We start from the raw sequence: 8,119 nt of genomic DNA on the forward strand, positions 1-8,119 counted from the left end.
ACACCCCACCCGTTCACGCATACGAGCGTCCCAACCGAACATCCCGGCAATACATTTTCTATTGCCACTGAGGCCACGGCTGCTGATTGTAGATCTGCAACTCCAAATCCGACATATGCATTCTGTTTTTAATATTCCTGGTCATTATCTGTCTTTTTTTGATGTAATCACTCACCTGTCGATCCGTCATGGCATATCTAGAGCCAGTGACCTTATCCCATTTACTCAGACATGATATCGAATCGTCCGGCAAAATCTTGTACTTCACACAGAGATTATCGCCAGCAAGGTAATATTTATCGCCAATCATAACCGGGACCGGCTTCTGCGCACATCCTGAAGTCAGTAGTGAACAACACAGAATGGCTAAAGAAATTTTCCGCACCAGCTTTGCTCCACCAAGTCCAGGGCTGAACTCCTGCCTGAAACAGGCCGCAAAAAGACGTTACGTTGCCGTTCAGTCCGCCGCAAGTTTTCCCGGCGGACACCCCTAATCAAAGCGGAAAATCTTCGCCCCACTCCTCGCAGGACAAGTCAGGGCAACAGCCCGTTATTTACGGAACCGCCGCCAGCTCTCACAAATACTGCCTTTCAGATAATCCGGCACCACACTCCGCATCGCCGTCGGCGTAATCCCGAGCGACTGGAGATCATCCGCCCCCGGCTGCACCACATTATCCAGCCCCATCATCACAACCTGATCCCGCGTCAGCAGATGCCCCGGCAACGGCTCCAGAATTTCCGCCTCGAGCTTCGCCACACAGTCCGGCACCGGCAACAGGAAGCGACGCCGCCCCGAAGCCTCAAGCACGAACGCCATCAGCTCTTTCATGGTCAGCACATCCGGCCCACCCGCCTCGACCGTCATGCCCGCACGCTCCGGCGTCACCAGCGCCATCGCCGCCCGAGCCACATCCCCAACATAAACCGGCTGGAACCGCGTCCCCGCCGCAAACACCGGGAGCACCGGTGAGAGCTTGGCAATCAGCGCGAACATGTTGAAGAAACTGTCCTCAGGCCCAAAAATCACCGAAGGCCGCAACAGCGCCGCTTCCGGAAACACCTCCCGCACCACCCGCTCGGCCAGCCCCTTGCTCCGCCCGTAATTTCCCGGCGACTGTATCGAAGCCCCGATGGCCGACATGTGCAGATACTGCTCCACCCCCTCGCGCCGGGCCACCAGCGCCGCCAGCCGCGCCCCTTCCACATTGACCCGATGCATCGCCTTCACATCCGGCGACATGATCGACACGAGATTGATTCCCGCATCAGCCCCGCTGAACAGATGCTCCAGCGAGTCCGCGTCATTCACGGACGCTTTGATGAATTCCACACGCCCGTCACCCGGAAAGCGGGCCAGCGCCTGATCGGCCTCGGGATTGCCACTGCCGACACGCACCACATGCCCCGACGCCACCAGCCGGCCCACCAGTTCGCGGCCAACAAAGCCCCCGCCGCCCAGAACCGCCACAACGCGCCCCACGGACTGCGCGCCCCTGTCCGGCCCGCTCCCCTCATAAATCCCCTCATCCATGCCGCCACCGGTGCCCTCTACGGAAAAATTTGTACGCATTTTTGCTTTTCTTTCAGTTTGGCTGTTGACGCCCCACACGTGCAGGGGTAAACGCCTCTTCACCGAGCCGGGATGCCTCAGGAAACTGAAAAAAAACCGGTGCTTTCTGAGCCCAGATGGCGGAATTGGTAGACGCGCAGGTTTCAGGTACCTGTGTCCGAAAGGACGTGGAAGTTCGAGTCTTCTTCTGGGCACCACAGACGATCAGGCGACATATCGCCTCGATCCTCTGGTGATCAAAAAAACTTGGTGACAATAGAATGAGCCAGCAGAACGCCATCCATCTTTATGACGGCGATCTGCCAGACGACTTCGATCTCGGCCCCCTTGTCGCCATCGATACCGAGACCATGGGTCTCAATCCCCATCGTGACCGCCTCTGCCTCGTCCAGCTCTCAGCCGGCGACGGTGAAGCCCATCTCGTTCAGATCAAACCGGTCTCCATGGGCGGCCGCGGCTATGACTGCCCGAACCTCAAGGCCCTCCTGACAGACGATTCCGTCACCAAGCTGATGCATTTCGCACGCTTTGACGTCGCAGTCCTGCAGAACGCCTTCAACATCACAATCCCGTCGGTCATCTGCACCAAGATCGCCGCCCGGCTGGTCTACACCTTCACCGACCGCCACGGCCTGGCCTATCTGTGCCGCGACCTTCTGGGGGTCGAAATCTCCAAACACCAGCAGAGTTCGGACTGGGGCGCACAGACCCTCACCCCCGACCAGCTCCGCTATGCCGCTTCGGACGTGCTGTATCTTCACGCATTGTGGGATAAGCTCGAAGCCATGCTGATCCGTGAAAACCGCCGTGACCTCGCGCAGGCCTGCTACGATTTCCTTCCGGCCCGCTGCCGGCTGGACCTCATGGGCTACGAAGAGCCCGACATTTTCTCGCACCGCGCCTGATTTCCGGTCTGGCCTGAACATGCACCGTCCGTCGCCCCGCCCCTTCCGTACTGCGCTCGATTCGGCGCTCCAGACCGTCTCCATCGAGCGCGAAGGCCTTCAGGCCCTCGAACATGCCCTCTCCGGCCCGCTCGGAGAAGCCTTCTGCGAGGCCGTGAACCGCATCGCAGAAAGCGAAGGCCGTCTGATCGTCACAGGGATCGGCAAATCCGGCCATATCGCCCGCAAGGTTCAGGCCACCCTCGCCTCCACCGGCACGCCGTCCCTTTTCCTGCACCCCGCAGAAGCCGCCCATGGCGATCTCGGCATGGTGGCCCCCGGCGACCTGATCCTGGCCTTCTCCAATTCCGGCGAAAGCACCGAACTCGCCGCGATTCTGGCCTATGCCGCCCGACAGAACCACTGCGTGATCGCCATCACCTCGGTCGGCACCTCCGCCCTGGCCCGCGCCTCCGAAATTCCGCTGGTCCTCCCCAGCAGCACCGAGGCCTGCCCGATGGGCCTGGCGCCCACAACCAGCACCCTGCTGCAACTCGCCCTGGGCGACGCGCTCGCCCTCGCACTGCTCGAAAAACGCGGCTTCACGGCCCGTGATTTCGGCGCCTTCCACCCCGGCGGCCTCCTCGGCGCCCGCCTGCGCCCCATCAGCGACCTGATGCACACGGGGGACGCCCTGCCTCTCGGACAGGGCAGCCTCCCGCTGCGCTCCGTCATTCTCGAGATGACACGCAAGTCATTCGGGTGCATGGGTGTGACTGATGACAATGGTATACTTCAGGGCCTCATCACGGACGCCGACCTGCGCCGCGCCCTCTCTGGTGACCTCGACACGACCACGGCGAAGGACGTCATGAACGCCGCCCCCGTCACCGCCACCCCCACCACACTGGCGCAGGACGTGCTGCAGCTCATGAACCAGCGCGAGCGCCCCATTACGAGCCTCTTCATCGTCGATGAAGACCGCCGCCCCACGGGCATCGTCCACGTCCACGACCTCCTGCGAAGCGGCCTGTCATGAACGGCCCCAACCCGGACGCTCCCGGCCCCAACGCTCCGGGTTCCGAAAACGGCGAGCCCCGCATCCGCCGCGAGGATTTCGATCCCGACCGCGCCGAGAGCCTCGCCCGCCTCGACAGCCTGCGCCGCGCAGCCTTCCAGCGCATCCGCCAGGCCCCCGACGCCGAACAGCTCGCCCGCCGCCGCTCCCTTCTGGGATTCGCCAAATGGGCGCTGCCGGGCCTGGCCCTCGTCCTGCTCAGCTCCATCGCCGCCTGGCCCGAGATTTCCCATCTCATGAACCAGAACCGCGCCGCCCTGAAGGAAATGGCCCGCCTGCGCGTGGAAAGCGGCAACATGGAACAGGCCACCTATCGCGGCCTTGATGCCCATAACCACCCCTACATGATCACCGCCCGCACCACCCACCAGCAGGGCCCCGATCGCGTGGATCTGGTCGATCCCGTCGCCGACATCCAGCTCTCCGGCAACTCCTGGGCCCATATCCACTCCGACCGCGGCGTCTACATGCAGCACGAACAGACGCTCGATCTCGACGACCACGTCGTGCTCTACCGTGACGACGGCCTCCTCATGAACGGCCCCTCCGCCGATCTCGACCTCAAGGCCGACGTGATCGCATCGCGCGACTGGGTCCACGCGGAAGGCCCCTTCGGCCGGCAGGACGCCCAAGGCTATTTTCTGGACCAGCATGCAGGTATCATGCAGTTTACAGGACCGGGACTGACGGTCCGCAACGATGACAACGGCCCTCCGAGTGCGGCGGCCCGCCTGCACCTGCAAGGACTGAAGACCGAAAAATGACCCCCCGCCCCGCAGCCCTCCTCCCCCTCCTCATCGCCCTGCCGCTCGCACTTCCCCCCGCCCCGGCGCATGCGGACGGACTGGACATGTCCCACGGCGAAGCCGTCCAGCTCTTCTGGAAAAAAGAAGAGATCTACGACCGCAACGCCCAGACCGTGACGCTTACGGGCGGCGCGCGGGCCGTGCGTGGAGATGTGACAGTCGATGCGGATACGCTGATCGGATATCTGCGCAAGAAAACGCCGCCTCCGGGGCAGCCTGCTCCTCCACCGCCCCCGGCCACCGCCAAGGATAACAGCGGCGACCCGATGGGAGGCTCTCTGGAGCTGTACCGGATCGAGGCCCGCGGCAACGTCCATATCTACAACCAGACCGATCAGGGCTGGGGCGATCATGCCCTGTACGACATGGATCAGGCGGTCATGGTCATGACTGGCAAACATCTGAAGCTGACGACCCCGCAGGACGTCCTGACGGCACGTGACGTGATGGAATATCATTCGAAAACGCGCATGTCGGTGGGCCGGGGTGACGCCACCGTCACCACCAATGACGGCAAGCAGGTCAAGGCGGACGTGCTGGTTTCCTTCAGCAAACCCAGCGATGCCCCTGCTCCGGGGCAGCCGCAGTCGGCCAAGCCGACCCAGGCCGCCGATTCCTCCAACCCGATGGGCGGCGGCGCCTCGAAGCTCGACCGCGCCTATGGCTGGGGCCATGTCGTCCTGCGCACCCAGACCCAGACCGGCACCGGTGACCGTGGTGTCTATGTTTTCGATACCCAGATCGCGCGCCTGATCGGACATGTCCATGTCACGCAGGGCCAGAACCAGAACAACGGCTCGCAGGCCATCGTGAACATGAAGACCGGCATTGCAACCATGCTGCCAGGCACGGACTCGCCCATCCAGGGGCTCGTCGTGCCGAACGAGGCCAACAGCAGCCAGGCACCCAAGTGACAGACAGCTACATTCCCTCTTCGCCGCCCCCAACAGGTCTCGTCGCAAGCGGCATCGGCAAGTCCTACAAGAAGCGCGCCGTCGTCAAGAACGTCTCGCTCCAGGTCCAGCGCGGCGAAGCCGTGGGCCTGCTTGGCCCGAACGGCGCGGGCAAGACGACCAGCTTCTATATGATCGTTGGCCTCGTGCAGCCTGATACCGGCACCATTACGCTGGACGGCGCCGACATCACGCAGCTGCCGATGTATCGCCGCGCCCGCCTCGGCGTTGGCTATCTGCCGCAGGAAGCCAGCATTTTCCGCGGCCTGAACGTCGAGCAGAACATTATGGCGGCCCTCGAAGTCGTCGAGCCCGATCCGGAAAAGCGCGACCTGATGCTTAATGGTCTGCTGGCCGAGTTCGGCATCACCCATCTGCGCCGCTCACCCTCGCTGGCCCTGTCCGGTGGTGAACGGCGTCGTCTGGAAATCGCCCGGGCTCTGGCCAGCCAGCCGAACTACATTCTGCTCGACGAACCACTGGCCGGTATTGATCCGATCGCCGTTGGAGAAATCCGTGATCTCGTCTCGCATCTGAAGGATCGTGGCATCGGCGTGCTGATTACGGACCATAACGTCCGCGAAACGCTCGAAGTCATTGACCGCGCCTATATCATGCATGGTGGTCAGGTGCTGATGGAAGGTACCCCCGAAGCCATCGTCGCGAACGAAGACGTCCGTCGGGTCTATCTCGGAGAGAATTTCTCGCTGTAACATGCCGGGATGCTTGTCCCGGGCCTAATCCAGCGTCAGTCGCAGTCTCTCGTCATGACGCCTCAGCTGCGTCAGGCGATTGCGCTGCTGCAATACACGCAGACCGATCTCGCCCAGCATCTCCGGCAGGTCTGCGAAACCAACCCACTCCTCATCCTGGAGCCCGGCGACACAGTCCCTGAAGCCGTCCCCGCGTCGGAAGACTTCCACGACGACGACCCGGACCGCTTCACCACCGCCTCCGACCGCCCGGAAGCGGCAGCTCCGCCTCCGTCCGACCGCGACGAGCTGATCCTCCAGATCCGCCACTCCATCCCCCCGGAGGAGCAGCACGCCGCCTTTCATCTGCTGGACAGTCTCGACGAAACCGGCCGCCTCCCCGTCTCCGTTACGGACCTTGCCGCCGAACTGGGCATGGACGCACCGAAACTCGAAGCGATCCGCCAAACTCTCATGCATCTCGAACCCGCAGGTCTCTTCGCCCGTTCACTCGAAGAGTGTCTGGCCGCCCAGCTTCGGGTCCGTAATCGCCTCGATCCCGCGATGCAGACCCTGCTCGACAATCTGGATCTGCTCGCCCGGCGGGACTGGCGCAGACTGCGTGAAAAATGCGCTCTCGATCAGGATGACCTGCTGGACATGCTGGCCGAGATCCAGGCCCTCGATCCGCGCCCTGGCCTCAGCCTGCCACCACCCGCACCGCCTATTGAACCCGACCTGATTGTCCGTCCCAATGGCACCGGCTTCCGCCTGACCCTCAACACGCGCCTGCTGCCAGCAGTCCGGCTCGACGACACACTGCGCGCGCAGATCGACGGCCATACGGAAGCTGGCAGAATGCTGCTGGCCTACGCAGGCGAAGCGACGGCCCTCATCCGCGCGCTCCACAGTCGCAAACAGTCGCTCCTGAATGTCGGCCGCGCCATCGTCCAGCATCAGGCTGCTTTCTTACGTGACGGCCCGACCGCGCTCCGCCCCCTGACCATGCGCGAAATCGCCGAACGCACGGAACTGCATGAAAGCACCATCAGCCGCATCGTCAGCAGCAAATATATCGATACGCCCCGCGGTACTGTTCCACTCAAACTGTTCTTCTCAACCGCCCTGGCATCCGAAGACGGCACCACCCAGAGCGCCCATGCCATCCAGCACCGCCTCCAGGCCCTGGTGGCCGCCGAGGGCGATAACGTCCTGTCCGACGACGCCCTGACAGGCCTGCTGCAAAAGGAAGGATTTTCCATCCAGCGCCGTACCGTCGCCAAATATCGCGAAGGTCTTGGTATCGCGAAATCCAGTCAACGCAAGAGACTGCGCCGCATATCCTGAGAAACCGGAAGAGTTCATCCTGCGCTCAATACGGTTCGCGACAGACCAATTTTCGAGATCTCTATTGAAAACCATTTATGTCAAACCACGTTTAACAGACAGACGGCAGCCATTATGGGTGCTGAATTGACAGGAATATTTCTAATGTCCAACGATCCCATCCCCCACGAATCTTCAAGCCTGCATCACCTTGCCGAAAAGGCGCATCGTCAGCCCAAGCTGCTGACGAAAAGCGAAGTCGAGGAACTGGCTCATTTCGTTCTCAAGGGCGCTGAAGGCGCGACCGAAGAGCAGAAGGAAATCGCCAAACGCGCCCTTCGCAATCCCGAAGGCATCGAAAGCGCCGACATCACTGCCCTCGCCACCCAGATCCTGACACGGAAGTAAGACCATGACCGGCCATTCCCACGAACTCCCCTCCCAGCAGAAACTCGAACACCGCCTGAAAGAAGTCGAACGCGACCTCGCCCGCGCTGAGAAATCAGACCCGGAGCGCATCCATACTCTCAAGGCTGAAATTAAGAAAATCCAGCATAAAATGTAGCATTTACTCCCTTAAAGAAATTCAGATATTTAATAAATATATTCACACTAAAATGGTATTTTAATTACAATTATTATAAAAAATAATATTTATTATTGTTTATTTTATCCTCACGAAGATATTTTCTTTCTGATGAACATTGCCTTCCCTATTAACTATTTTATTTTAAAATTTTATCCTATCTTTTACAAAGAAGGCTTTGTCCAAAGCGTTCAACAGGCATGAGAAATTACAGATGTTAG

Annotated in this window: 9 protein-coding genes and 1 tRNA gene; 9 read left to right on the forward strand and 1 reads right to left on the reverse strand. The window is 61.0% G+C overall.

All coding sequences use genetic code 11. The features are described from left to right. Positions 1–550: 550 nt before the first annotated feature. Positions 551–1,573: a complex I NDUFA9 subunit family protein gene (locus tag GOX01_RS03815; RefSeq protein ID WP_228119191.1), complete on the reverse strand. Its 1,023-nt coding sequence runs from the start codon at positions 1,571–1,573 to the stop codon at positions 551–553. Positions 1,574–1,683: 110 nt separating this feature from the next. Here GOX01_RS03815 and GOX01_RS03820 point away from each other — a divergent pair. The 9 genes from GOX01_RS03820 (at position 1,684) to GOX01_RS12845 (ending at position 7,877) form a co-directional block, all read left to right on the forward strand. Continuing rightward, positions 1,684–1,770, forward strand: a tRNA-Leu gene (locus GOX01_RS03820). A gap of 63 nt (positions 1,771–1,833) precedes the next feature. Then, complete coding sequence (locus tag GOX01_RS03825; RefSeq protein WP_011253367.1) at positions 1,834–2,478, forward strand: ribonuclease D; 645 nt, start codon at positions 1,834–1,836, stop codon at positions 2,476–2,478. A gap of 19 nt (positions 2,479–2,497) precedes the next feature. After that, entirely contained in the window at positions 2,498–3,496 is a 999-nt protein-coding gene (locus GOX01_RS03830; RefSeq protein ID WP_062268807.1) for a KpsF/GutQ family sugar-phosphate isomerase, read from the forward strand. Continuing rightward, the gene (gene lptC / locus GOX01_RS03835; RefSeq protein WP_011253365.1) at positions 3,493–4,299 is read left to right on the forward strand and encodes an LPS export ABC transporter periplasmic protein LptC; all 807 of its coding nucleotides are present in this window, start codon (positions 3,493–3,495) and stop codon (positions 4,297–4,299) included. The genes GOX01_RS03830 and lptC overlap by 4 nt, the downstream gene beginning before the upstream one ends. Then, entirely contained in the window at positions 4,296–5,255 is a 960-nt protein-coding gene (locus tag GOX01_RS03840) for an LptA/OstA family protein (protein WP_024716846.1), read from the forward strand. The genes lptC and GOX01_RS03840 overlap by 4 nt, the downstream gene beginning before the upstream one ends. Beyond that, on the forward strand, positions 5,252–6,007 hold the full coding sequence (lptB, locus tag GOX01_RS03845) for an LPS export ABC transporter ATP-binding protein (protein ID WP_011253363.1): 756 nt from the start codon (positions 5,252–5,254) through the stop codon (positions 6,005–6,007). Before GOX01_RS03840 ends, lptB begins: the two co-directional genes overlap by 4 nt. A 9-nt stretch (positions 6,008–6,016) precedes the next feature. Next, positions 6,017–7,333, forward strand: coding sequence for an RNA polymerase factor sigma-54 (rpoN, locus tag GOX01_RS03850; RefSeq protein WP_081107006.1), 1,317 nt, complete (start codon positions 6,017–6,019; stop codon positions 7,331–7,333). A gap of 144 nt (positions 7,334–7,477) precedes the next feature. Next, entirely contained in the window at positions 7,478–7,720 is a 243-nt protein-coding gene (locus GOX01_RS03855; protein WP_062268752.1) for a hypothetical protein, read from the forward strand. Between the two features lie 4 nt (positions 7,721–7,724). Continuing rightward, a complete protein-coding gene (locus GOX01_RS12845; RefSeq protein WP_165919956.1) occupies positions 7,725–7,877 on the forward strand; it encodes a hypothetical protein in 153 nt (50 codons plus the stop codon). Positions 7,878–8,119: the final 242 nt, after the last annotated feature.

It is taken from the genome of Gluconobacter oxydans (assembly GCF_006539685.1).
Taxonomy (GTDB): Bacteria; Pseudomonadota; Alphaproteobacteria; order Acetobacterales; family Acetobacteraceae; genus Gluconobacter; species Gluconobacter oxydans.

What these genes read in the sequence shown, in the direction of transcription:
- GOX01_RS03815 (WP_228119191.1), bottom strand. Translation starts at nt 1,573, where the DNA reads ATGCGTACAAATTTTTCCGTAGAGGGCACCGGTGGCGGCATGGATGAG.
- GOX01_RS03825 (WP_011253367.1), top strand. Translation starts at nt 1,834, where the DNA reads ATGAGCCAGCAGAACGCCATCCATCTTTATGACGGCGATCTGCCAGAC.
- GOX01_RS03830 (WP_062268807.1), top strand. Translation starts at nt 2,498, where the DNA reads ATGCACCGTCCGTCGCCCCGCCCCTTCCGTACTGCGCTCGATTCGGCG.
- lptC (WP_011253365.1), top strand. Translation starts at nt 3,493, where the DNA reads ATGAACGGCCCCAACCCGGACGCTCCCGGCCCCAACGCTCCGGGTTCC.
- GOX01_RS03840 (WP_024716846.1), top strand. Translation starts at nt 4,296, where the DNA reads ATGACCCCCCGCCCCGCAGCCCTCCTCCCCCTCCTCATCGCCCTGCCG.
- rpoN (WP_081107006.1), top strand. Translation starts at nt 6,017, where the DNA reads ATGCTTGTCCCGGGCCTAATCCAGCGTCAGTCGCAGTCTCTCGTCATG.
- GOX01_RS03855 (WP_062268752.1), top strand. Translation starts at nt 7,478, where the DNA reads ATGTCCAACGATCCCATCCCCCACGAATCTTCAAGCCTGCATCACCTT.
- GOX01_RS12845 (WP_165919956.1), top strand. Translation starts at nt 7,725, where the DNA reads ATGACCGGCCATTCCCACGAACTCCCCTCCCAGCAGAAACTCGAACAC.